General features: G+C 66.8%; 14 protein-coding genes, 3 tRNA genes and 3 rRNA genes. 8 read left to right on the top strand and 12 right to left on the bottom strand.

The window, feature by feature from the left end; genetic code table 11:
- Nucleotides 1-23: 23 nt before the first annotated feature.
- The 6 genes from RJT50_RS01125 to RJT50_RS01100 all read right to left on the bottom strand — a co-directional run bounded on the left by RJT50_RS01125 (nt 24) and on the right by RJT50_RS01100 (nt 6,359).
- Nucleotides 24-99: transfer RNA gene (locus RJT50_RS01125), tRNA-Cys, on the bottom strand.
- Nucleotides 100-220: 121 nt separating this feature from the next.
- Nucleotides 221-342: ribosomal RNA gene (gene rrf / locus RJT50_RS01120) — 5S ribosomal RNA — on the bottom strand.
- Between the two features lie 107 nt (nt 343-449).
- Nucleotides 450-3,367 (bottom strand): 23S ribosomal RNA (locus tag RJT50_RS01115).
- 210 nt (nt 3,368-3,577) lie between these two features.
- Nucleotides 3,578-3,649 (bottom strand) — tRNA-Ala (locus RJT50_RS01110).
- A gap of 104 nt (nt 3,650-3,753) precedes the next feature.
- Nucleotides 3,754-5,225: ribosomal RNA gene (locus RJT50_RS01105) — 16S ribosomal RNA — on the bottom strand.
- The 16S, 23S and 5S rRNA genes sit together here with 2 tRNA genes alongside, the layout of an rRNA operon.
- Before the next feature lie 825 nt (nt 5,226-6,050).
- Entirely contained in the window at nt 6,051-6,359 is a 309-nt protein-coding gene (locus RJT50_RS01100; protein ID WP_313693275.1) for a non-histone chromosomal MC1 family protein, read from the bottom strand.
- 239 nt (nt 6,360-6,598) lie between these two features.
- On the opposite strand from RJT50_RS01100, the gene RJT50_RS01095 reads away from it, so the two are divergent.
- Both RJT50_RS01095 and RJT50_RS01090 read left to right on the top strand, forming a co-directional pair.
- On the top strand, nt 6,599-6,796 hold the full coding sequence (locus tag RJT50_RS01095) for an AbrB/MazE/SpoVT family DNA-binding domain-containing protein (RefSeq protein ID WP_179169815.1): 198 nt from the start codon (nt 6,599-6,601) through the stop codon (nt 6,794-6,796).
- Nucleotides 6,797-6,845: 49 nt separating this feature from the next.
- Nucleotides 6,846-7,904, top strand: a complete 1,059-nt coding sequence (locus RJT50_RS01090) for a quinone-dependent dihydroorotate dehydrogenase (RefSeq protein WP_313693273.1) — start codon at nt 6,846-6,848, stop codon at nt 7,902-7,904.
- 38 nt (nt 7,905-7,942) lie between these two features.
- Here RJT50_RS01090 and RJT50_RS01085 read toward each other — a convergent pair whose 3' ends face one another.
- The 3 genes from RJT50_RS01085 to RJT50_RS01075 all read right to left on the bottom strand — a co-directional run bounded on the left by RJT50_RS01085 (nt 7,943) and on the right by RJT50_RS01075 (nt 12,078).
- Nucleotides 7,943-10,642 carry a valine--tRNA ligase gene (locus RJT50_RS01085; RefSeq protein ID WP_313693272.1) on the bottom strand — a complete coding sequence of 900 codons (2,700 nt, stop codon included), beginning with the start codon at nt 10,640-10,642 and terminating at the stop codon, nt 7,943-7,945.
- A gap of 390 nt (nt 10,643-11,032) precedes the next feature.
- Nucleotides 11,033-11,464, bottom strand: a complete 432-nt coding sequence (locus tag RJT50_RS01080; RefSeq protein WP_313693270.1) for an RNA-binding domain-containing protein — start codon at nt 11,462-11,464, stop codon at nt 11,033-11,035.
- A complete protein-coding gene (locus RJT50_RS01075) occupies nt 11,461-12,078 on the bottom strand; it encodes an AAA family ATPase (protein ID WP_313693268.1) in 618 nt (205 codons plus the stop codon). The genes RJT50_RS01080 and RJT50_RS01075 overlap by 4 nt, the downstream gene beginning before the upstream one ends.
- Before the next feature lie 99 nt (nt 12,079-12,177).
- Here RJT50_RS01075 and RJT50_RS01070 point away from each other — a divergent pair.
- Nucleotides 12,178-12,283, top strand: a tRNA-Arg gene (locus RJT50_RS01070).
- Nucleotides 12,284-12,360: 77 nt separating this feature from the next.
- Here the strand turns inward: RJT50_RS01070 and RJT50_RS01065 are convergent.
- Genes RJT50_RS01065 through RJT50_RS01055 form a run of 3 tightly spaced genes read right to left on the bottom strand, consistent with a single transcriptional unit; the run spans nt 12,361 to nt 15,275 of the window.
- The gene (locus RJT50_RS01065; RefSeq protein ID WP_313693267.1) at nt 12,361-13,170 is read right to left on the bottom strand and encodes a hypothetical protein; all 810 of its coding nucleotides are present in this window, start codon (nt 13,168-13,170) and stop codon (nt 12,361-12,363) included.
- A 6-nt stretch (nt 13,171-13,176) separates the two neighbouring features.
- Nucleotides 13,177-14,676, bottom strand: coding sequence for an MATE family efflux transporter (locus tag RJT50_RS01060; protein WP_313693265.1), 1,500 nt, complete (start codon nt 14,674-14,676; stop codon nt 13,177-13,179).
- Nucleotides 14,676-15,275, bottom strand: coding sequence for a TetR/AcrR family transcriptional regulator (locus tag RJT50_RS01055; protein WP_313693263.1), 600 nt, complete (start codon nt 15,273-15,275; stop codon nt 14,676-14,678). The genes RJT50_RS01060 and RJT50_RS01055 overlap by 1 nt, the downstream gene beginning before the upstream one ends.
- Before the next feature lie 176 nt (nt 15,276-15,451).
- Here RJT50_RS01055 and RJT50_RS01050 point away from each other — a divergent pair, with 176 nt between their 5' ends.
- From RJT50_RS01050 to RJT50_RS01030, 5 genes are all read left to right on the top strand, one after another.
- Complete coding sequence (locus RJT50_RS01050; protein ID WP_313693262.1) at nt 15,452-16,051, top strand: TetR/AcrR family transcriptional regulator; 600 nt, start codon at nt 15,452-15,454, stop codon at nt 16,049-16,051.
- Nucleotides 16,052-16,298: 247 nt separating this feature from the next.
- Nucleotides 16,299-19,703: a PAS domain S-box protein gene (locus RJT50_RS01045; RefSeq protein WP_313693260.1), complete on the top strand. Its 3,405-nt coding sequence runs from the start codon at nt 16,299-16,301 to the stop codon at nt 19,701-19,703.
- 66 nt (nt 19,704-19,769) lie between these two features.
- Nucleotides 19,770-20,225 carry a response regulator gene (locus RJT50_RS01040; protein ID WP_313693258.1) on the top strand — a complete coding sequence of 152 codons (456 nt, stop codon included), beginning with the start codon at nt 19,770-19,772 and terminating at the stop codon, nt 20,223-20,225.
- Nucleotides 20,222-22,273 (top strand): bacterio-opsin activator domain-containing protein, encoded by a 2,052-nt coding sequence (locus RJT50_RS01035; protein WP_313693255.1) that lies wholly within the window; start codon nt 20,222-20,224, stop codon nt 22,271-22,273. Before RJT50_RS01040 ends, RJT50_RS01035 begins: the two co-directional genes overlap by 4 nt.
- Nucleotides 22,274-22,366: 93 nt before the next feature.
- Nucleotides 22,367-23,095 carry a DUF7344 domain-containing protein gene (locus RJT50_RS01030; protein ID WP_313693253.1) on the top strand — a complete coding sequence of 243 codons (729 nt, stop codon included), beginning with the start codon at nt 22,367-22,369 and terminating at the stop codon, nt 23,093-23,095.
- Nucleotides 23,096-23,103: the final 8 nt, after the last annotated feature.

The following is a 23,103-nucleotide window of genomic DNA, read 5'->3' as shown; positions in this document are numbered from 1 at the left end:
CTACCGTATGGTTCGTGAAGGAGAGCCAAGGACCGGATTTGAACCGGCGTGATTCTCCTCTGCAGGGAGATGCGTATGGCCGAACTCTGCCACCTTGGCGCGTGCGAAGGGAGACGACTGTGGCGCTTAAGCCTAGCGGATTCACCGGATTTCCGGTCGTCTCCGTAAATGAAGAAAGCCCACCAGCGCGGTGCTGGTGGGCTTCGAATGATGTATGAGTGGTAGGCGGCGAACCAGCTTTTCCAGAGGCTCTCGCACTCCAGTACTCGCCGGAACGCTGGCGGACTTAACTACCGTGTTCGGGATGGGTACGGGTGTTTCCCCGCCGCTGTGGCCGCCTTGAGGCCGACCATCGGGAACGATCCGATGTAACGCCTGCGTCGGTCGGAGACCGTAATGTACGTGCAATCCAGTTAACGCCTGGACCCGTTCACGGGTCGCAGTGCAGATGAATGTGGCTCGATCTGTTAGTGCTCGCGGGCTAAACGCCTCGTTGCCTTGGCGCGTACACCCCGAGTCTATCGAACTCGTCTTCTACGAGTGATCTCGATGGTACTTCTTTTCCAGGTGGGTTTCGAGCTTAGATGCGTTCAGCTCTTACCCCGTGTTGCGTAGCTTCCCGGCATCTGCCCTTCCGGACAACCGGTACACCAGTGGCAACCATTCGTAGTTCCTCTCGTACTATACGAACGTTCCCGTCAAGTACCTTGACACCCCCAATAGATAGCAGCCGACCTGTCTCACGACGGTCTAAACCCAGCTCACGACCTCCTTTAATAGGCGAACAACCTCACCCTTGCCCGATTCTGCACGGGCAGGATGGAGGGAACCGACATCGAGGTAGCAAGCCACAGGGTCGATATGTGCTCTTGCCTGTGACGACTCTGTTATCCCTAAGGTAGCTTTTCTGTCGTAAACCGGCCTCATGGAGAGGCCTGGTCCGTTCGCTAGACCACGCTTTCGCGTCAGCGTCACTCGTTGGGAATGACACTGTCAGACTTCCTTTTGCTCTTGCGCTCTTCCGCGGGTTCCCGACCCGCGTGAGGAAATCTTGGGGCGCGCTCGATATCTTTTCGAGCGCGTACCGCCCCAGTCAAACTGCCCGGCTACCGGTGTCCTCCTCCCGGAGTGAGGGTCGCAGTCACTAACGGGTAGTATTTCAGTGATGCCTCGGTGGCCCGCTAGCGCGGGTACCTGTGTAGCGGCTCCTACCTATCCTGCACGTTAGCGACCACGTCCCAGCGACAGCCTGCAGTAAAGCTCTATAGGGTCTTCGCTTCCCCTTGGGGGTCTCCAGACTCCGCACTGGAACGTACAGTTCACCGGGCCCAACGTTGGGACAGTGGCGCTCTCGTTGATCCATTCATGCAAGCCGCTACTGAAGCGGCAAGGTACTACGCTACCTTAAGAGGGTCATAGTTACCCCCGCCGTTGACGGGTCCTTCGTCCTCTTGTACGAGGTGTTCAGATACCCGCACTGGGCAGGATTCAGTGACCGTACGAGTCCTTGCGGATTTGCGGTCACCTATGTTGTTACTAGACAGTCGGAGCGCCCACGTCACTGCGACCTGCCCCGTGGAGGGCAGGCATTCCTTATTGCGAACGTACGGAACTAACTTGCCGAATTCCCTAACGTCGGTTGATCCCGTTGGCCTTGGCTTGCTCTGCCAGAGTACCTGTGTCGGATCTCGGTACGAGTACCACGCTTGCCTTTTCACGGGCTCTAGATTGAGTCGACTTGCGCTATCTCCCCGTTCATCCGCTTCGTGCCGTTACGGCTTCCACGGATTTTGAGGATTCGACCGGACGAAGGTCCGGCTCGACCGACTCCAAAGCGTCGGCGTTCAGTGCGTGGTAGCACTGGAATATTAACCAGTTACCCTTTCGTCCCGTTCGAATTACGACGGGACTTAGGATCGGCTAACCCTCGGCTGATTAGCAGTGCCGAGGAACCCTTACTCTTCAGGCCTTCGGGGTTCGCACCCGAATATCGCTGCTACTGTGACCAGGATTTTCGTTTCCGCTCGGTCCATGCGAGCTCTCGCCCGAACTTCCACCCGAACGGAACGCCAACCTACAGGATCGCGATGTCACTCGCGCCGCCAGGTCTCGGAGGTGGACTTTAGCCCCGATCATTTTGGGCGCCTCGAACCTCGGCCGGTAAGCTGTTACGCTTTTCTTAGAGGGTTGCTGCTTCTAAGCTCACCTCCCGGCTGTTTAGGGCTCGAGACAACCTTCGAATCGCACTTAGTCCACACTTTGGGTCCTTAACCAGGCTCTGGGTTGTTCCCCTCATGGTGCCCAAGCTTACCCCGGGACACCGGACTCTTCGCGTCTCCAGCGTTCGTGTGTTCGGAGTTTGACAGGAAGGCCGACTCCTCTCGGAGGCGGGTCTTCCAATCGGTTGCTCTACCGCACGAACTACCTCGGCGAAGGTCATGCTTCGACATGTTTCGGTTGGAACCAGCTGTTGCCGAGCTCGATGGGCCTTTCACCCCTATGCGCAGGTCACGGGAGGGTATTGTAGGACACCAACCCTAACGGGCCTCCACGTACCTTTCGGTACGCTTCACCCTGCCCCCGCATAGATCGCTCGGTTTCGGGTCGTACCACTTCGACTCCCCGCGCTTGAACACGGTGGCCCTGGCGCAAAGCGCTGCGGCCGTATCGGTTTCCCTGTGCCTTCCTTGATAATCAAGTTAGACTCGCCGAAGAAGTACACTCCCTGGTTCGTTTTTCAAAACGTACGACGGAACACCGGCTTCCCCAGAGTCCTACTGGAGGTTCGCACCTCGGTCGTTCGTCTGGGGACCTTTCGTGCCCCGTCGCTCCATCGCCAACTGATTTCAGGCCCTATTGCACCGCCCTTCTCGGGGTGCTTTTCAGCGTTCGCTCACGCTACTTGTTCGCTATCGGTCTCGAGGAGTGTTTAGCCTTCCCAGTCGATGCCTGGGAGATTCACGAGGGATATCCAACCCCCGCTACTCTGGGAACTGGTCCGCGGATCGCGTCCACGATACGGGGCTGTCGCCCTGTATCGCGCTCCGTTCCAGGAGACTTCTCGTGGACACGGTCCGCTTGGTACCAGCCCGTACACCACATTGCCCGTGAGGGCTTCGGTTTGGGCTGTGTCGCGTTCACTCGCCGTTAGTAACGACATCGCAGTTTGCTTTCTCTTCCTGCCCCTACTGAGATGTTTCAATTCGGGGCGTTCCCCATTGCGCAAAGCAATTGCTATGAGGATTCCTATTAGGAGATCTCCAGTTCTTCGTCTCCGTGCGACTCCCTGGAGCTTATCGCAGCTTGGCACGTCCTTCGTCGGCTCTCGAGCCGAGCCATTCACCAGCTGGCACAGTAGCCAATTGATGTGTGATCACTGAAACCCGATGAACGGGTCCAGTGGGCGTCTGGATTGCACGTACACACGGTCTCATCACACGTCGTGGTGTCTTCCACGGCCGTGTTCGACCCTTCCCAACCGCGCTCTCGCGGGATGGTGCATCGGTCTTGCTTCGGGATTACGTCGTAGCGCCGTCCCACACTTAAGGGGAGCGGTTCACGACGAACCCCGAGGACATGGACCCACTGGGATTCGAACCCAGGGCATCCTCCTTGCAAAGGAGGCACTCTACCGCTGAGCTATGGGCCCACCCCGGATGGGGTGAACAGCCTCGATAGTTCGAAGGTGCCCGATCGGCGTCACGAGCCGGACCAAGCGAAGTGGGCCAGGGCGTCGCCCTGGTCCCGGTCTGTAGGAGGTGATCCAGCCGCAGATTCCCCTACGGCTACCTTGTTACGACTTAAGCCCCCTTGCGAAGCCCAGATTCGACCCCCCAACGGGGGCCTCATCCGGACCTCACTCGGGTGCTTTGACGGGCGGTGTGTGCAAGGAGCAGGGACGTATTCACCGCGCGCTTCTGACACGCGATTACTACCGAATCCAGCTTCATGTGGGCGGGTTTCAGCCCACAATCCGAACTACGACCGAGTTTGTGAGATTACCGTCCCCTCTCGGGGTAGGAACCCATTGTCTCGACCATTGTAGCCCGCGTGTAGCCCAGCTCATTCGGGGCATACTGACCTACCGTTGCCCGTTCCTTCCTCCGCCTTGGCGGCGGCAGTCTCCCTAATGTACCCAGCTACCACAAGGGTACTGCTGGCAATTAGGGACGCGGGTCTCGCTCGTTGCCTGACTTAACAGGACGCCTCACGGTACGAGCTGACGGCGGCCATGCACCTCCTCTCAGTAGGTCGAGTAAGCTCATCACACTGACCTTCATTCCTACTGTCGGAGCTGGTGAGATGTCCGGCGTTGAGTCCAATTAAACCGCAGGCTCCTCCGGTTGTAGTGCTCCCCCGCCAATTCCTTTAAGTTTCATCCTTGCGGACGTACTTCCCAGGCGGTCTGCTTCACGGCTTCCCTACGGCACAGCGCTGGCTCGTAGCCAGCGCCACACCTAGCAGACATCGTTTACGGCTGGGACTACCCGGGTATCTAATCCGGTTCGAGACCCCAGCTTTCGTCCCTCACCGTCGGATCAGTCTTCCCGAGGTGCTTTCGCCATCGGCGGTCCGTCCAGGATTACGGGATTTCACTCCTACCCCGGACGTACCCCTCGGGTCTTCCTGTCCCAAGCCAAGCAGTTTCCGCCGGACGCCCACCAGTTGAGCTGGTGGATTTCCCGACGGACTTGCTCGGCCGGCTACGGACGCTTTAGGCCCAATAAAATCGGTCATCACTCGAGCTGCCGGTATTACCGCGGCGGCTGGCACCGGTCTTGCCCAGCTCTTGTTCCTGGACGGCCTTACCGTCTAGAAAAGCGAGGACTATATGCCCTCGCACTCGGGGTCCCCCTATCGCACTTCCGTGCAGTGTAAAGGTTTCGCGCCTGCTGCGCCCCGTAGGGCCCGGAATCTTGTCTCAGATTCCGTCTCCGGGTTCTTGCTCTCACAACCCGTACCGATTATCGGCACGGTGGGCCGTTACCCCACCGTCTACCTAATCGGCCGCAGCCACATCCTACGGCGTCGGAACGTTTCGGGTTCCCGGCGTTCCAGCGTGGGAACCGTATCAGGAATTAGCCTCAGTTTCCCGAGGTTATTCCAGTCCGTAGGGCAGTTTGGCCACGTGTTACGGAGCTATTTGCTACGAGTATGAACTCGTACAACTAGCATGGCTAAATCGGACCCCGATAGCAATGACCTCCGGCAGGATCAACCGGAATGTCGCTCCCGTAAGGGAGCGGGGTGGCGGGAATCACGTCGTGAAACGTGGTTCACCAAGATCACGTCGTAAGACGTGAATCACCAATGGATCACATCCGAAGATGCGATCCGCTGTATTGCGTGGTCCGAGCTCGGTGATACCGATCGGGTATCACCGAACTATCGAGGCTAACATCAGATACCGTCTTGCGGCGGACCGCAGGGGCGGAATCCTCATTTCTTACGGATTTCAACCAAGGCCCGGGAAGGACATAAGCCCTTCGAACCTGATCGAAGCCGGCGAACTCGTCCGGCTGTGAACCGGACGGATTCGCACTGTGTCTTTCGCATTCCATCCGAGTCCCCTGTTACACTTAAGGGCGTCGGAACGGTCCTGGCGTCACCCCGACGGGGTCTGCCATTCACGTTCATATCGAACTGCCCAGGAGTACATAAGGGCGTCGGATGAGCTTCGACATCGCCCCGGAAGGGCGTGCCGTGTCGCCCGGGTGCGTCCCGTGCGACCTTCGCATTCATTCGGATGGCAGGGGTACGTAAAAGGCCGTCGTTTCATCGCCACCCCGTCATGCGGTTTCACGGGGGGACGACCCATAGAGAACCGTGTACGATGCAAGCCGCTGCAGGATACGCGGGGGAAACCGGTCGAAGTATCCAGCCCCGTGGAACGAACGCCCTCGCAGAGCGACGTATCCGGTCCGGGCCGACGAACGAACTGGCAGGCTAACGGACTACTGCGAGCGACTCGCCCGCCGTCCCGGCGGCCTCGACTACGCTGCTGCTGGGTCGGCTCGCACACGTACGCAAAGAACAACTAGATCGGGCGGCTAACTCTCGAGATGCTCGATGCCCTTCTTCGAGACGTTCGCCTCGGTGATCTCGCCGGGCATCCAGTCGGGTTTGTTGTCGGGAGCCGACTCGCGCCAGGCCCAGCCGTCGTAGATATGGACCTTGTCGGTTCCCTTCTCGCGGAGACGGAGCTCCGTCCCCGACGCCTCGTCCTCGGAACTGGCCGGGTCGAGACGTCGGGCAGCCTTCAGCGCCGCCTGTCGGGGAGTGTTCCCCGAGTAGACGCTCTCCTCGTCCCCGTCAGTCTCGCGCAGTGCGAAATTTCGCTTACCGTCCTCGCGTACCATGGTTTTTCGCCTCCATGTGACGGCAGCACACACTGTGTTATAAATATATCGGGGAAGTGAGGGCTATCCGAAGAAAGGCTTTAGTAGTAGGGAGGAGCCGTCCGTCGATTCGGGTCGAAAACCCGGTGGTGACGCCGGGGTGATTCGGCCGTGGAACCTCGCGCGCGCCGTGAGGCGGCTTCGTGCCGGAAACAACACTTATGTATTCCGTGCGGCGAAGCGTGGTGTAACACAAGCCGATGGTCCGGAAAAAGACGCTCAGCCCGAGTGGCGCTAAGGACGAGAACGGCGAGTACCACAACGTCCACGTGAACCTCCACGAGGACGAACTCGCCGTCGCGGGCCTCGAAATCGGCGACGAGGTGTTCGTGCGGGTCCGGGACGGGAAGATCATCATCCAGGCTGCGGACCCCGACGAGGTCGAACACGACTTCTGAGACGAGCGTTCCGGCGATTTGAAACCCCGGCCAGCCGTGGCTTCGGCCGATGAAGCCGTACGACCTCGCGAAACCGGCGCTGTTCGCGCTCCCGCCGGAGACGGCCCACGGCGTGACCGCACGGCTCATGCGGGCCGCACAGGGGACGCCCGTGGAGGACGCCGTACGCGGCCGCTACGTCGTGACCGACGAGCGGCTCCGGACCGAGGCGTTCGGCTGTTCGTTCCCCACGCCGGTCGGCGTCGCCGCCGGGTTCGACAAGAACGCGCACGTCCCGCGCTTCCTCGCGGCGCTCGGCTTCGGTCACGTCGAGGTCGGCGGCGTCACCGCCGAGAGGCAGGCCGGCAACCCGCGCCCGCGCCTCTTCCGACTGGCGGAGGACCGCGCGCTGATCAACCGGATGGGGTTCAACAACGACGGCGCGGACGCCATCGGCGACCGCCTCGCCGCCGGCGAACTCCCGGACGTCCCGGTCGGCGTCAACGTCGGCAAGTCGAAGTCGATCCCCCTGGAGGACGCCCCGTCGGACTACCTGTACACCTACGAGCGCGTGGGCGAACACGCCGACTACGTCGCGGTCAACGTCTCCAGCCCCAACACGCCCGGCCTGCGCTCGCTCCAGAACCGCGACGCGCTGGAGGCGATCCTCGGCGAACTCCGTGACGCCGGCGCCGACCCGCTGCTCGTCAAGTTCTCGCCGGATCTCCCGCGCCCGGCGATCGAGGAGGCGCTCGCGGTCGTCGACGACCTCGACCTCGACGGCGTCATCGCCACGAACACGACGACCGAGCGCCCCGACTCGCTCCGGAGCCCGAACCGCGCGGAGTCGGGGGGGCTCTCCGGAGAACCGATCGAGGAGCGGGCGAGTTCGCTCGTTCGCTTCATCGCCGAACGAACCGACGTGCCCGTCGTCGGTGTCGGCGGTATCTCGGACGCCGAGGGAGCCTACCGGAAGGTCCGGGCAGGTGCGAGCGTGGTGCAACTGTACACCGCACTCGTCTACGAGGGGCCGAGCCTCGCCCGCGAGATAAACGAGGGACTGCTCGAACTGTTGGAACGCGACGGGTTCGACTCGATCGGGGACGCCGTGGGCGTCGACCTGGAGTAGAGAAGCAAGGGAGTAGACGGGCGCTTCGTGGCGCGGACTCAGTTCTCGGCGGCCCCGTGGACGATGACCACCGCGTCCTCGGCCTCCAGCAGGTCGCCCTCGCCGGCGTACTGCCGGTCGCGCTCCACCTCGAACAGCTCCGAACCCAGCGTCTCGCCCGCCACGTGCAGTTCGTCGTCCGCGACCTCGTACTCGCCCTCGGCGATGGCCGCGTCGATGTCGCCGACCTTCGAGCCGAACTGCGGGCCGACCTGCGCGTAGTCGAGGTCGATGCCGGTCACGACCGTCTCGATTTCGGGTTCCGCGGCGAGCACGTCGAGGTCCGCGACGTTCATCACCCCGCGCACGTCGTCGGCGAACGCGGCGACGTCGCCCTCGCCCCACACCTCGACGCGCCCGAGTTCGGCGTTCAGCGGCAGGCCGCGCTCGCTCTTGTACCGCCGGAGCGCGCCGATGACCGCGGTGGCGGTCCGACCGGCCGCGTGGTCGGCCTCGATTTCCAGGGGCTCTGGCCAGTCCGTCCGGTGGACCGAGCCGCCCTCGGCCACGTCCGCCTCGGCGTAGAGTTCCTGCCACAGCTCCTCCGTCTCGTGGGCGAGAAACGGCGCGAACAGCTTCAGGAACCGCCGGTGAGCGACCCGAAGCGTGTACTGTGCGGCCGGGTCGTCGTCGTGGGCGTCCCGGACCCGCGTCTTGGCCACCTCGAGGTAGTCGTCACAGAACGTGTGCCAGAAGAAGCTCCGGAGGTCGTCCCGGGCCTTCGAGAACTCGCGCGCCTCGAACTGGCCGGTGACGGTGTCGACGAGGTCGTCGAGTTCGGCGAGCAGCCAGCGGTCGAGTTCCCGCAAGTCGCCGGGCGCGAGGTCGGGGTCCGATTCGGGCGTGAGCGAGTCGACCAGCTTCGAGGCGTTCCAGAGCTTCTGCATCAGCTTCTCGCCCGCGCGCAGGCCTTTCTCCTGGTACGGCAGGTCGTCCCCGACCGCGGAGCCGGTCGCCCAGTAGCGCGCGGCGTCGACGGGGTACTTCGCCAGCACTTCGTCGGGCGCGACGACGTTCCCCTTCGACTTGGACATCTTCTCGCGGTTCTCGTCGAGCACCATCCCGTTGATCATCGTCGACTCGAACGGCACCTCGCCGGTGTGTTCGTAGCACTTGATGACCGTGTGGAACAGCCAGAAGCTGATGATGTCGTGGCCCTGCGGGCGCACGTCCATCGGGTAGAGTTCGGGGCGGGCCATCTCGAATCCCTCCGAGTTCCCCTCCCCACCGTCGGCGGCGTCCGATGCCGCCTCGGGCACCCAGTCCCACCCGGCGTTGATGAGCGGCGTCAGGCTCGAGGTCGCCCAGGTGTCGAGCACGTCGTCCTCCGGGTCGAACTCGTCGCCACCGCACTCGGGGCAGGTCTCCACCGGCGGGTCGTCCGACAGCGGGTCGACCGGCAGGTCCGCCTTCTCGGCGACGACGACCTCGCCGCAGTCCCCGCAGTACCACACCGGGAACGGGATGCCGGAGGAGCGCTGGCGCGAGATGAGCCAGTCCCACTGGAGCCCCTCGATCCAGTGTTCGTACCGCGTGAACATCTTGTCGGGGAACCACTCCATCTCCCGGCCGGCCTGCAGGTACTCGTCGGTCCGGTCGAGGATCTTCACGTACCACTGCTCGGTGACGAGGAACTCGACGGGAGTGCCACAGCGCTCGTGGACGTTGACGGTGTGGGTGATCGCCCGCCGGTCCAGCAGCGCGCCGTCCGCCTCGAGGTCGGCGACGATCGCCTCGCGCGCCTCGTCGGAGTCGAGCCCCTCGTACCCCTCGGCGACGCCGGTCATGTGTCCGGACTCGTCGATGGCGATGCGCAGGTCGAGGTCGTGGGCCTGGTACCACTCGATGTCGGTCTGGTCGCCGAACGTACAGCACATCACGATGCCCGAGCCCGTCTCCATGTCGACGCGCTCGTCGGCGATGATCGGCACCTCCTGGCCGAACAGCGGAATCCGTGCCTCCTCGCCGACGAGGTGCTGGTTGTCGTCGTCGTCCGGGTGGACGAACACGGCGACGCAGGCCGGCAGGAGCTCCGGCCGCGTGGTGGAGATGGTGAACGGCTCGCCGTCCTCGTCCGTCCCGTCGACGGTGACGAACTCGACGTCGTGGAAGTGGCTGTCCCGCTCGTCGTCCTCGGTCTCGACCTGCGAGATGGCCGTCTCGCACTCGGGACACCAGATGGCGGGCGCCTTCTCGCGGTACTCGCGGCCCTGCTCGTAGAGGTCGATGAAAGAGAGCTGTGAGACCCGCTGGACGCGCGGCTCGATGGTCCGGTACGTCTGGTCCCAGTCGATGGAGATGCCCAGTTCCTGCATCTTCTCGGTGAACTCGGCCTCGTACTCCGCACAGACCTCGCGGCAGAGCTGCTGGAACTCCCGACGCTCGTAGTCCTGGTGCCGGACGTCGAGTTCGTCCTCGGTCAGGCGCTCGGAGGCGATGCCGTTGTCGTCGTAGCCGAACGGGAAGAACACCTCCTTGCCGTTCATCCGGTTGAAGCGCGCGACGGTGTCCTGGAGGATGGAGCCGTACACGTGGCCCCAGTGGAGACTGCCCGATACGGTCGGCGGCGGCGTGTCGATGGAGAAGGTCGTGTTCGGGTCCGTCGCCGCGTCCTCGTCGTAGGCGTAGGTGTCGGTCTCGACCCAGCGCCGCTGCCACTTCGGCTCGACGGCCTCGGGGTCGTAGTCTCCACTGGGCATTCGTAGGGGTAGTACCCGCGAGCCGCTGTTAAACGACTCGATTGTTGGGGAGTGGGTGGCACGGGAGTTGGAGGGTATTCTGACGGTGGTGTCTCGTGGCTGTCGGCGTCGGTGGAATGCCCGGCCCTCGTTTCGGTGATCGAGGTGTCGACAAGCGGATCACTACTGCTGGCGGTGAGTGTAGCCACGCCCTCCCCAGCCGATTCGCTCACGGTCGGCGCGCCACGAGGGCGCGCCGGCTCGCTCATCCCTCGCGCGCGTCTGCTCACCCCACAAGGGGGTTCGAGTCGCGCGCGCCACCGCACCGCGAGATAGCGAACCCGCAAGCGGCTGGCCGGGGCCGTCGCGAGAGATAGGGAGGCAGTTGGCCGGAAGGGCGAGCCCGGTGAGCTACCGCCCGCGGTCGCCGTTCGGGTCGATGGGGGTGCCGTCGCGGGTCGGCGGCGCGACGTGGTCGATGTACTCCTCGACCGAGGGCTCGCGGACGGTCACGGTCACCTCGACGTCGCCGAGTTCGTCCGGTTCGCCGACCGCGAAGTTGATCACGCCCTCGAAGGCGGCCTGCTTCTTCAGCGCGAACGAGAAGCCGTCGTCGGTGGTGCCCTTCGTGAACTCCCGACGGGCCGTGTCGAGGATCTCCTGTTCGTGCAGGCGGTCGGAGAAGGGGTCGAACGTGTGGGTCTCGGCGACGAGTTTGCCGGGTTCGTGAGCGAACTCCGCGTTGGGGAACAGCGCCTCGACGGCGTCGGCGACGCGGTCGGTGACCTCGGTGTCGTTGACGGGCACCTCGATGCGCGCGTCGATGCTGTAGACGGTCGTCACGGCTGCCCTCCCGCGTCGGCTTCCCGCGTCGCGTCCGCGGGTGGCCGGTCGCCGTCGGTTCCGGGGTCGTCCCCCTCGGCCGCGAGGATCGCCCGGATTCGCTCGCGGAACGCCGCCAGCGTCCCTGTGTTATCGACGGTCACGTCGGCCGCGTCGATGACCTCGCCCATGCCGAACTCCAGTTCGCGCTCCTCGCGCTGCCGCAGCGCCTCGACGTCCACGTCGGAGTCGTCGCGGCCCCGGGCACCGAGCCGCTCTGCGCGCAGGTCGAACGGCGCTTCCACGGCGACGAGGCGGAAGTCGTCGCCGAACGCCTCGCGGAACCGTTCCAGTTCCACGGTCGACCGGAGGCCGTCGACGAGGACGGCGTCCGCGTCGGCCGCAGCGTCCCGGATGGCGGGGATCGAGCGCTCGGCGACGGCGGCGGGGCCGTCCTCCTCGCGGAGCGCCCGTGCGACCGCGCCGTGGTGTTCGGCGGGGTCGAGCCCCCGGTTGCGGCACGCCTCGCGGATGACGTCGCCCATCGTCACGACCGGGACGCCCTCCGCCTCGGCGACGGCCGCGGCCTCGCCCTTGCCGCTGCCGGGCAGTCCGACGGTTCCGATGACTCGCATCGGTCCGGACTTTGCCTGTCGCGGAGTTAAGACCTGCGGGACCCGGAGCCGTGGGGTGAACCGCGTCGCTTTTGCCGATGCCCGCGTGTTCACCGACGAGGGCGCGTAGCTCAGTCCGGATTCAGAGCGTCGGACTTCTAACCGCATCCGGGTTCGGGTGTGGGGAGCCATCCGACGGTCGCGGGTTCAAATCCCGTCGCGCCCGTTCCGTGAGACGAAAGCCGGACGAGCGCAGCGAGTCCGGCAAAGTGAGAAGCGAGCCCGCGGGGCCACTGCCGTGGATCAGACCGGGGGGAGCGCGTCGTCGACGAGCGCCTCCAGCGGCCCCGCGTCGGCGGGGGACGGGAGCCGTGAGAGCGCGCGCTCGGCCTCGGCGCGGCTCCTGTCGGCGGACCTGACGAAGCGTCGGTCGTCGAGGTCCGGGCGACCGACGTGGGCGGGCCAGACGTCCGAGTCGAGCGCGAGTCGAACCCGCCGAGCCGTGCTGAATCCGCGACCGAGCGTGGCGAATCGGTCCCGGCGGTCGCGCTCGACCCCCGCGAGCGCCGCCCCGACGGTCGCGGCGGTCTCGCCGAGCGCCCCGGCCGTTCCCTCGATGCTCGGACGGCGGTCGGTTCTCGACGGCTCCGCGCCCGCCCCGCCGGCGTCGAACGCGCCGACTATCGACAGCGAGGCGTCGGTGAACGCGTCGAAACACGCCCCGATGCGGGCGTGGTCGATCGAGGCCAGCGTCGAGTACGCGGACGTGTAGAGGAAGTCCGCGGCGAGCAGGGCCGAGGGCGGGTCGCGGTTCAGCGAGTGGGCCACCCCGTCGTCGAGCTGGACCAGCAGTTCGCCCCGGAGGCGGCAGTAGCCCGCGAGCAGTTCGATCGCGGCCGCCGCGAGCAGGGCACCCTCCGCGTCCGCGCCGTCAGCGGCCGAGCCGTCCGCGACCGAGTCGTACGAGCACGCCAGGAGGGGGCCGAACCAGCCGGCTTCCTCCATCGTCGTCCGGGCCAGCGCAAGCGAGTTCGCGGTCGCGGACTCGAGCGCGGCGTCGATCCGCGCGTCGATCGCGGCCCGGCGAGCGGCGAGCGGGCGTTCGCGTGTCACGGTCGATCAGTCGTCGGTCGTCGACGCCTCCATCCCGGCGTCCCCGAGTCCGACGTCCTCGCCGGTGAGATCGCCCCCGCGCCACGTGCCGCGCCTGTACCACGCGTACGCGACGGCCGCGCCGACGACGTTCGAGACGGCGAAGGCGAGCCAGATCCCCCGCTCGCCGATCGAACCGGCCGCCACCCACGCGATGGGGAAGCGGACGACGCCGAGCATCAGCACGGAGATGGCCGCCGCGGTGAGCGTCTTGCCCGCGCCCCGGAAGCTCCCCGTGTAGGCCCGCATGATGCCGATGAAGCCGAACGTGAGCGCGACGTAGCGGAGGAACGTCTCGGCGACGGCGACCACCGCGGGGTCGGTCGTGAACACGTCGGCGATGGGCGCGGCCCCGAACCAGACGACGACCCCGCCGACGGTGAGCGCCACGAACAGCACCTTCGCCGCGAGCCCGGCCGCCCGCTCGGCACGGGCGGGCTTGTCCGCACCCATGTTCTGGCCGGTCATCGTCTCGACCCCGCGGGCGACCGCGATGGCCGGGAGGAAGACGACCGAGAACACGCGCGTCCCGATCCCGTAGGCGGCGACGACCGTGTCCGGGAACAGCGCGACGATGAACAGCAGCAGGTTCATCGACAGTGCCCGACCGGTGCCCTCGATGGACGCGGGCAGCCCGATCCGGAAGAGTCGGCGGAGGTAGCGCAGGTCCGGCACCATGTCTCGGTGGCGGATCCGGACGCCGCGGATCCCGCGGAACATGATTGCGAGCCCGACGACCAGCGCGAGCGCCCGCGAGAACACGGTCGCGTACGCGGCCCCGGCGATGCCGGAACCCGTGTATCCGGTCGCCGCGAGCAGGCTGGCTTCCAGTCCGCGCGCGCCGAGCATCCCGAACAGCGGGTTCGACTCGAAGCCGAAGATGAGGAACGGGTCGATGACGATGTTCAGCACGACCGAGCCGAACATGACGAGCATCGGCGTGATCGTGTCGCCGTACCCCCGCATGAGCGAGATGAAGACGGCGAACCCGAACATGAACGCGAGCCCGAGCGAGATGACCTGCATGTAGTCGGTCGCCAGCGGCAGCACGTCCGCCGAGGCCCCCATGAGCGCGAGGAAGTCCTCGATGAAGAGGTAGCCGACCCCGCCGAGGACGACCGAGGCGACGACCGCGAAGGTGACGGTCTGGGAGGCGGCGTACTCGGCCTCGCGTTCCTCGCCCGCGCCGGTGTACTGTGCGACGAGGACGCTGCCCGCGACCGAGATGCCCATCCCCAGCGAGATGAGCAGGAACACCATCGGGAACGCGAAGGAGATGGCGGCCAGCGCGTCGGTGCTGTACTGGCCGAGCCAGAACGTGTCCGCGAGGTTGTAGGCGGTCTGGAACAGGTTCGTGACGACGATCGGCAGCGAGAGGAACAGCAGCGGCTTCCCGATGCCGCCCGAGGTGAGATCGAACTCGTCGGGGCCCCTGAACAGGGACCTGACGCGGCCGGCGAGTCCCATCAGTGGGTCACCTCGGGTGCGTCCTCGTCGAGGAGGTGCACCCGCTCGTACTCGGTCAGCGCCTCGTACAGCCGGTCTGGCCCGTGGTCGATCGCGACCTCCCGGGTGTGTGCGCCGGTGATCGTCGCCGTCAGGAGTTCGGCATCGCGGACGGGCTCGACGCGGTCGTCGAACGCGCCCGACTCGACGCCGTCGGCGAGGATGTCACGGAGATGCCCGAACAGCAGTTCGTCGAACTCCTCGAGTCGGGCCCTGATCGCGTCGTCGTACGGGGCCTGTGCTTTCACCTCGAGCATCGCCGTCCCGAACTCCGTCACCGGCGCGTCGCCCTCCTCGGTCAACAGGAGCGACAACAGCGACCGGAGGCGCTCGGGAGCGGAGTCGCCGTCGATCGATTCGAAGTGGTCGGTGTGGCGCTCGTAGAGGTACTCGAGGAACGCCGCGAACAGTTCGTCCTTGCTCTCGTAGTGGTAGTGGATCGAGGCCTTGCTCAGCTCCGATTCGGCCGCGATGTCCTGGAGGGTGAGGTTCGCGTACCCGTGCGTACAGAGGGCACGGTACGTGGCCCGCAAGATCTCGGTTGCTGGTTCGTCGTCCATGTCGGTTGCTACCCGTACTTACTGACCAGTCAGTCAAAAGCGTTCTGGAACGGGAGGACACGGGGAGAGTCTCCGGGTCGTCCGGTCTAGCGGACCCAGCGGTCGCCGCTACGGGCGGCTCGTACTGACGGATTGGTCAAAACTGTTATCCGCGCCAACCCTGAACGATCCAGGTGATGGCCGATCCGTCGAACCGGACCACCTCGGACCAGGAGGAGGAGATCATGCGTGCCACCTACCGCGCGCTCCGCGAACACGGGTACGCGGCGCTCACGATCAAACGGATCGCGGACGAGTACGGGAAGTCGACGGCCGCGATCCACTACCACTACGACACGAAGGACGACCTGCTCGCGGCGTTTCTGGACTTCGTCCTCGACCAGTTCGTCGACGCCATCCACGAGGTCGAGACGACCGATCCCGAACAGCGACTGGACCTGCTGCTCGACAAGCTGCTCGTGGACCTCGAGGACCACCGGGAACTGCTGGTCGCGATGCTGGAGATGCGGAGTCAGGCACCCTACACCGGGGCGTTCGGCGACCGGTTCCGCCAGAACGACGAGTACATCCGGTACATGCTGGAGACGGCGATCGACCAGGGGATCAAGCAGGGCGCGTTCGCGGACGCGGACGCCGAACACGTCGCGCGGGCGCTCATGACCATCGTGGACGGGGCCCGGACCCGGGCGGTCGTCCTCGAGGAGGAGGACGCGCTCGCCGCGGCGAGACGCACGGCCGACGAGTACGTGCGGGCCGTCCTCGCGCCCGACCGCTGAGAGCGGGCGGCCCGGGATCGTTATCGCCGTTCCCGCGGGGAATCGAGCGTACTGACCGATTAGTCAGCGCCGGGTCGGGACCACGGAGGAGCGAGGGCGGCGACGACCGGCGAGCGCGAACGGCCGTCCGTCTCCGTGGTCGAAATGGACGCGCGTTCGCATTCGGTCAGTATTCGGATGAAATAGTTCCCCAACTGAACGTTTCCTTCGACGGACGAGTTATGGTGCTGGTCCACCAGGAGGGAGTATGACGACGCCGGGACCGACGCCGGAGATCACGCTGACCGACACGCTGGCGGTGTTCACCGCCCAGGAACGCCAGGGAACGCCTCTGACCGCCAGCGAAGTCGCCGCGGAGCTCGACTGCACGCGGCGGACCGCACACCGGAAGCTGGAAGCGTTGAGCGAGCGGGGCGACCTGAACAGCAAGAAGACGGGGGCACGGAGCCGCGTCTGGTGGCGACCGCCGGACCGATCGCCGGACGATGAGCGGGCCGACGGGACGACGACGGACCCGGAGCCGTGGCGGGCCGACGGGACGGACACGGCCTCGGCCGAAACGACGAACGGCAGGGAGTCGTCGGTGCTAGAGCAGTTCGAAGACTTCGTGGACGCGGTGTCCGACTACGCCATCTTCGCGCTCGATCCCGACGGCGTCGTCGTCAGCTGGAACGAGGGCGCGGCGCGAATCAAGGGGTACGACGAGGAGGAAATCGTCGGACGGCACCTTTCGGTCTTCTACACCGACGACGACGTCGCGGACGACGTGCCCGCCGAGATGCTGGCGATCGCCCGCTCGGAGGGGCGCGTCGAGCGCGAGGGGTGGCGGGTACGGGCCGACGGGTCGCGGTTCTTTGCGAACGTCACCCTCACCGCGGTCCGTGACGACGACGGGGCGCTCGCGGGGTTCACGAAGGTGACCCGCGACCTGACCGAGCGGCGCGAGTACGAGGAGGCGTTGAAGGCCGAGCGCGACCTGCTCGACCGGACCCTCGACGCGAGTCAGGTGGGCATCATCATCACCGATCCGGACGGCGAGGCCGTCCGCATCAACGAGCAGGCCGCGGCGGTGCTCGGGCTGCCGGAGGGGGCCGGACGGGAGGCGTACACGCCGGGGGAACGGCGGATCTACGACGAGGACGGTCGGGAGATGGCCGAGGGGGAACACCCGTTCGCGCGGGTGCTCGACGGCGGCGAGCCGGTGTACGACGAGGTGTTCCAGGTCGAACGGCCCGACGGGAGCCGGCGCTGGCTCTCGGTGAACGCCGTCCCGCTCACGACCGAGGCCGGAGAGATCGAGCGGGTCGTCAGCACCGGCGACGACATCACCGAGCTCAAGCGGCGCACGCGGGAACTCGAAACCGAGCTGAGCGAGATCCTGGGTCGGATCTCCGACGCCTTCTACGCGCTCGACCGGGAGTGGCGCTTCACCCACGTCAACGACAAGGCGGCCGAAACCCTCCGGCGCTCGGCCGACGAGCTGCGGGGCGAACGCATCTGGGAGGCGTTTCCGGAGGCCGACGAGGGGGAGATCCGCGCCCGGTACGAGCGGGCGATGGAGACCCAGGAGCCCGTCAGCTTCGAGCTGTCCTACGAGTCGCTCGACGGCTGGTTCGAGATCAACGCCTACCCGTCCGAGACGGGGCTGTCGGTGTACTTCCGGGACGTGGGCGAGCGCCGCGAACGGAAGCGCGCCCTGGAGGAGAGCGAGCGGCGCTACCGGGCGCTCGCCGAGAACTTCCCCAACGGCGCGGTCGTCCTGGTCGATCGGGACCTGCAGATTACGCTGGCGGCGGGCGGGGCGTTCGAGGACCGCGAACTCGACCCCGACGAGATGGACGGGATGACGTACCGGGAGGCGTACGGCGACGACCTGGCCGACGGAGCCGAGTGGGCCTACGAGGCCGCGCTGGACGGCGAGCACGCGCGAACGGAGGTCTGCTACGACGGGAAGGAGTGGGTGGTCCACACGGCACCGATCAGGGACGCCGACGGCGAGGTGGTCGCCGCGATGGGGATGTCCCAGGACATCACCGACCGGAAGCGGCGCGAGGAGGCGCTAACGCAGTACGAGACGGTGTTCGAGACGATCGAGGACGGCGTGTACGTCCTCGACCCCGAGTTCCGGTTCGTGGAGGTGAACGACGCGTACGCGGAGCTGGCCGGGCGCTCCCGGGACGAACTCGTCGGCGAGCCCTGCTCGATCACGATCGACGACGAGGTCTCCGAGCGGGCGGGCGAACTCGTCGACGAGATGGTGCGGGGCGAGCGCGACCGGGCCACCCTGGAGGGCGACGTCGTCACCCCGGCTGGCGAGCGCGTCCCGGCCGAGTGCAAGTTCACGGCCCTGCTGTCGGAGACGGGCGAGAACCTGGGTTCGGTCGGCGTCGTTCGGGACCTCACCGACCGGAAGGCGTACGAGCGGAGCCTCGAAACCCGCGCGCGACAGCAGCGGGCCGTCGCCGACCTGGGCCAGCGCGCCCTGGAGAGCCAGTCCCCTGCGGAGCTGTTCGAGGACGCGGTCGAGACGGTCGCCGAGGCGCTCGGCACGGAGTACGCCGCGGTCCTCGAACGCCGCGCGGCCGCCGACGAACTGCTGGTACGCTCGGGCGTCGGCTGGCGCGACTGGGTCGTCGGCGAGGCGACCGTCGACGCCGGGGTCGAAACTCAGGCGGGGTACACGCTAGAGTCGCCGACGCCGGTCGTCGTCGAGGACCTGGCGACCGAACCCCGGTTCGACGGGTCGACGCTCCTCGGCGACCACGACGTGTCGGCGGGCATCACCGCGACCATCGGCGGGCACGAAGGGCCGTGGGGCGTCCTCGCCACCCACGACGTCGACGCCGCGGAGTTCACCGCCGAGGACGCCAGCTTCGTCCGGAGCGTTGCGAACGTCCTGACGACGGCCATCGAGCGCGCCCGGTACGAGGAGCGGCTGAACGAGACGGTCGCGGAGCTGCGCGAGTCGAACGAGCGGCTCGAACAGTTCGCCTACATCGCCTCCCACGACCTCCAGGAGCCGCTGCGGATGATCTCGAACTACCTCCAGCTGCTGGAGGGGCGCTACCGGGACGAACTCGACGACGACGCCCGCGAGTTCATCGACTTCGCCGTCGACGGCGCCGAGCGCATGAAGGAGATGATCGACGGGCTGCTCGCGTACTCGCGCGTCGAGACGGCCGCCGAGCCGTTCGAACCGGTCGACAGCGAGGCGGTGGTCGGGACCGTCCGCGAGGACCTGCGGCTGCGCATCGAGGAGACCGACGCCGAACTCGCGGTCGGGGACCTGCCGACCGTCGTCGCCGACGCCAACCAGCTCGAACAGGTGTTCCGGAACCTCGTCTCGAATGCGCTGAAGTACCGGGGCGGGGAGCCGCCCCGCGTCGAGATCGACGCACGGCGGGGCGACGGCGAGTGGGTGTTCCGGGTCGCCGACGACGGCATCGGCATCGAGCCCGAGTACGCCGAGCGCGTGTTCGAGGTGTTCAGACGGCTCCACACGCGCGATGAGTACCCCGGGACGGGGATCGGGCTGGCGCTGTGTGAGAAGATCGTCGGGCGGCACGGGGGGCGGATCTGGGTCGAGTCCGAGCCGGGCGCGGGCGCGAGCTTTTTCTTCACCGTCCCCCTTCGGAGGGAAGATGACCGCTGAGACATCCCCGGACCGCCGCCGTCCGGACGGAGCGACGGTGACCACGCCGGCTGACGGGTGCGGTCCGTGAACGCATCCGCCGAGGGGGAGCCGATCGACATCCTCCTCGTGGAGGACAACCCCGGCGACGTTCGACTCACGCGGGAGGCGTTCGACGCGGCCCGGATCAACAACACGATGCACGTCGTCACCGACGGCGAGGCCGCCCTCGACTTCCTCTTCCAGCGCGGGGAGTACGACGACTCGCCGCGCCCGACGCTGGTACTTCTCGACCTGAACCTGCCGAAGCTCGGCGGGCTCGAGGTGCTGGAGACGGTCAAGGACGAGCCCGAGCTTTCCTGCATCCCGATCGTGATCCTGACGAGTTCGGCCGCCGAGGAGGACATCGTCCGCAGCTACGAACTGCACACGAACGCCTACCTCACCAAGCCGATCGGGCCCGACGAGTTCGTTGAGATGGTGCGGTCGTTCGAGGACTTCTGGTTCACGCTCGTCCGGCTTCCGGACGACGGGGAGCGATGATGGACGAGGACGGACCGCTACAGTTGCTGCTGATCGAGGACAATCCGGGGGACGCGCGCTACATCACGGCGCTGCTTGAGGAGGCCACCGAGCTCTCGGCCCGGCTCGGGACCCGGGAGGCCGACGGCGGACAAGCGATGGCGGCCGGGGAGACGTCGCCGACGATCCACCACGAGACGCGGCTCGCCGACGGGCTCGAACGGCTCGCCGGGACGGACGTCGACGTCGTGCTGCTCGATCTGGATCTGCCCGACAGCGAGGGACTGGAGACGCTCTCTTCGGTCCTCGAGCGGGGGGACGCGCCGGTCGTCGTGCTGACTGGGCTGCGCGACCGGGAACGGGGGATCCGGGCGCTGCGCCGCGGCGCGGACGAGTACCTCGTGAAGGACGAGGTGAACAGCGACGTGCTCATCCGCTCGGTGTACCACGCCATCGAGCGGCACACCCAGCAGCGGGAGCTGAAGCGGTACGAGGTGCTGATCGAGGAGTCCACCGACGTCAACGCCGTCATCGATCCCGACGGCACCATCCAGTACGTGACGCCGTCGGTCGAATCGGTGCTCGGCTACGCGCCCGGGGAACTGATCGGGACCGACGGGCTCGGCTACGTCCATCCGGACGACCGGGAGGGGGCGACGGCCGCGCTCGACCGGGTGGTCGAGACGGACGAGTCCCCCACCGTCGAGTTCCGGTTCGAGCACCGCGACGGCTCGTGGGTCGTCCTCGAGGTCCGGGGGCGCGACCTGCGCGGGGAGTCCGACATCGACGGCATCGTGCTGTACACGAGAGACGTCACCGCGCGGAAGCGCCGCGAGGAACAGCTCGCGACACAGCGCGAGGAGCTCGCGGCGTTGAACCAGCTGAACGCCATCGTGCAGGAGATCACCCACACGGTGATCGAGTCGACGACCCGCGAGGAGCTCGAAACCGCCGTCTGTCAGTCGCTCGCCCGGAGCGACTCGTACTCGTTCGCGTGGATCGGGGAGGTCGACCCCGCCTCCGAGGAGGTGCTCGTGCGCACCGAGGCCGGCGTCGAGGGCTACCTCGACTGCGTCGATATCTCCGTCGACGAGGGCCCCCGCGGCCGGGGACCGACCGGCCGCGCCGTCCGAACCGGCACCATCCAGGTCGCCCGGAACATCCCGGAAAACCCCGACTACGAGCCGTGGCGCGACCACGCCGAGGCCCACGGCGTCGGCTCCTCGGCCGCCATCCCCTTCTCCCACGACGGGACGTTGTACGGCGTCCTGAACGTCTACACGGAGCGCCGACACGCGTTCGGCGACGACGAGCGGGCCGTCATCGGCCAGCTCGGCGAGGTCGTCGGCCACGCCGTCATGGCCATCGAGCGGAAGCAGGCGCTCACGAGCGAGGAGGTCATCGAGGTGGAGGTGGTGGTGCAGGACTACCTCGAGGCAGTGAACCCGAAGGTGGAGCCGGAAGGGTCGATCAGCTTCGACCGCGTGGTCCCGCTGGGCGACGGTCGGTTCGCGGTGTACGGCCTCGCCAGCGGCGGCGCGATCGAGACGCTCCGGGCGGTCCGCGACCGCGACCCCTCGTGGGAGGAGCTCACGGTGCTGAGCGAGCGCGACGGCGAGCACCGCTTCGAGCTCGACATCGCGGACTCCCCGCTTCTCGACGCGATCGCCGAGAACGACGGGCGGGTCCACCGCGCCGGGATCGAGGAGTCGGCGCTCACCGTCGTGATCCACCTCCCGCCCGGCGCGAGCGTCCGGACGGTCATGGAGTCGATGCGGTCGGCGTACGCGGGGACGGAGATGATCGCACAGCGGCGGACGAAACGCTCCGACAGGGCGGTGGCCGACCTGCAGCGGGGGTTCGACCGGGAGCTGACCGCACGCCAGCGGAGCGCGGTCGAAGCGGCCTACTTCGCGGGCTTCTTCGAGTGGCCGCGGGACAGTTCCGGCGAGGAGGTCGCCGAGACGCTCGGTGTCTCCGCGCCCACGTTCCACCAGCACCTCCGGGCGGCCGAACGGAAGCTCCTCGCGGCGATGTTCGAGGACGACGAGTCGCCGGAGACGTCCTAGCTCGGTCCCCGTCGGGGGGTTTTCGACCCGGATTCGGCGTGGGGTAAAGAATTAGGCCATGCGACTTAGGGCGAGGAGTCGCATCGGTAAGCCATGAGTGAGACATCACGTGCGATCCCCGCCGACGGTCGAACGGGTCACGCGACCGACGCGTCGTTCGCGGCGGAGCCATCACTCATCGAGGCGGCGGCGGTCCCCCGCCGCCGCCGCGTCCTGTCGACGCTGCTGATCCACGACGAACTCACGCAGACCGAACTCGCGGATCGGGTCGCGGCGCGAGAGGGGGGAGAACCGATCGGCGACGTGCCGCCCGACCGTCGCCGTCGGGTCCGGGCGTCGCTCCATCACGTCCACCTGCCGAGGCTCGCCGACGACGGCCTGGTCGTCCGGGAGGACGACGGCGAGGAGCGGCTCGCCCGGCCGGCCTCGGACCTGGACGTGGACCTCGCGTTCGACGTCCTGAAGGCGGCCGCGTCTGCCGACTGGTCCGGGTCGGTCGCCAGGACGCTGGCCGCCGACGGCCGGCGTCGGGACGTCGTCGGAATCCTCCGCGAGGGCGAGGGGGACCGGGCGCTCGACGGGCTCGCCCGCGACGTCGTTCTGCGGGAGGGCGGATGCGACGAGCGTTCGACGGCCGACGGGAGCGACGCGGCTCCCCCTGCGGACGCCGTCTCGTCCGCCGCGCTCACGCTCCACCACTCGCACCTGCCGAAGCTCGACGACGCCGGCGTCGTGGAGTACGACCCGGACGAGCGGCGCGTCTCGCTCGAAACCGTGCCACCGGTCTACGAGACGCTCGTCGGGGACGACGCCGGGGAGTGAGTGACGAA

The sequence above is a fragment of the Halobaculum sp. XH14 genome, assembly GCF_032116555.1.
GTDB lineage: Archaea > Halobacteriota > Halobacteria > Halobacteriales > Haloferacaceae > Halorarum > Halorarum halobium.
The sequence above is the reverse complement of the archived record's forward strand: the minus strand, read 5'-3'. Positions and strand labels throughout refer to the sequence as shown.